The sequence below is a fragment of the Streptococcus mitis subsp. hohhotensis genome (assembly GCF_020089495.2).
Classification (GTDB): Bacteria; Bacillota; Bacilli; order Lactobacillales; family Streptococcaceae; genus Streptococcus; species Streptococcus hohhotensis.
The window spans coordinates 13,138-14,794 of record NZ_JAIRCA020000026.1 but is presented as its reverse complement, the minus strand read 5'-3'; the positions used below and the strand labels follow the sequence as shown (position 1 = coordinate 14,794).

At 38.5% G+C, this 1,657-nt stretch carries 1 protein-coding gene; it reads right to left on the bottom strand.

The window, feature by feature from the left end; translation table 11 throughout:
• Nucleotides 1–498: 498 nt before the first annotated feature.
• Nucleotides 499–1,657, bottom strand: a 1,159-nt coding sequence (locus K4Z77_RS08970; protein WP_224219105.1) for an LPXTG cell wall anchor domain-containing protein, incomplete at its 5' end; no start/stop codon positions are given.

Genomic DNA, 1,657 nt, shown 5'->3' with positions numbered 1-1,657 from the left:
ATCACAGCTATCACAGCTATCACAGCTATCACAGCTATCACAGCTATCACAGCTATCACAGCTATCACAGCTATCACAGCTATCACAGCTCGATTATACCATTTTTAATATATTTACACAAGACAAAACTGTTTTATTACATAGAATAAAGGATAAATTGTTTAACTATACATAAAATGTTATTATATTGTGCTTTTGAATAGACAAACTCTCCAGCTTTAAAATAAATCTGCAACCACCTATCATATCAGATAATTCATCGTCATTTTTAATAGTAAAAAATAATCACCTAAAAAATTTAATGGTAACAAATGACTCACTCCATATCCCAATTAATAGCGTATCCAATTGAGAGCTTCTTAGTACAAAGATTATCATCTACTTTCCAAAAACACAACAACGGCCTTGTACCTCTTAAAACGAGGAACAAAGCCGTTGTTTAATCTTTTCTATTCATCGTCCACTTAACAATGAACAGTTCATATTTTGACTAAATTTTTAGTCTTCTTTTTTCTTACGCGCTACAAGTCCAAATCCACTCAATAGTCCAAGAAGTCCTAGAGATGCAAGAGTCGCATTTGATTCTGTTCCTGTATTTGGCAATACATTTTGAGAATCATTTGACTTAGCTCCATTATCAACAGTAGTCTTAGTATCTACCTGATTTGCATTCGGAGTAACTGCATTTGGAGTTGGAGTAGCTGGTGCTGGTTTATCTTGACCAGAATTTCCATTAGTATCAGGTTTGACTGGCATATCAGGTGTCACTGGTGCAACTGGATTTGTATCTGTTGGTGTTGACGGTATGACTTTACCTGGTGTTGTTACATCAGGAACTTCAACTGTTGGTTGACCTGGTTCAGTAATCTTAGCTGTACCTGGTACTTTACCGTCTGGTAATTCACTGTTTGGTACTTTACCTTTTCCGTCTTCACCGATTGTTACTGTGATTGGGTTTCCATCTTTACCTGGGATTTCTACCTTAGTTCCTGGTGGGTATGTTGAGCCATCTGGTTTCTTAGGTGTTACTGTAACGTCACCTGTCTTAGGATCTTGTTCCAACTCTACTGTTGGTGTCTTACGTGCTGGTGTGGTTACATCCACTGGTTGTGATGGTTTCTTGTTCGGTTCGGTTACTGTTCCTGTACCTGAAACTTTTCCTTTTGGAAGTTTATCATTTGGTACTTCACCTGAACCGTTATCACCAATTGTTACTGTGATTGTTGTTCCATTTTCTCCTGGAATTTCTACCTTAGTTCCTGGTGGGTATGTTGAGCCATCTGGTTTCTTAGGTGTGACAATCGCATTTCCATTTGGTTGTTGAGTAATTTCAATCTTACCTGGTTTTTCAGTTTCTGGTGTTTCTGGTGTGAATTTACCTGGAGTTGTTACATTAGGAACTTCCACAGCTGGTTTTCCTGGTTCTGTAATCTTACCTGTTCCTGGGACATCTTTCTTAGGAAGGTTGTCATTTGGTACTTTACCTTTACCATCTTGACCGATTTCAACAGTGATTGGACCATTTTCACCTGGGATTTCTACCTTAGTTCCTGGTGGGTATGTTGAGCCATCTGGTTTCTTAGGTGTGACTGTAACGTCACCTGTCTTAGGATCTTGTTCAACATCTACTGTTGGTGTCTTACGAGCTGGTGTTGTC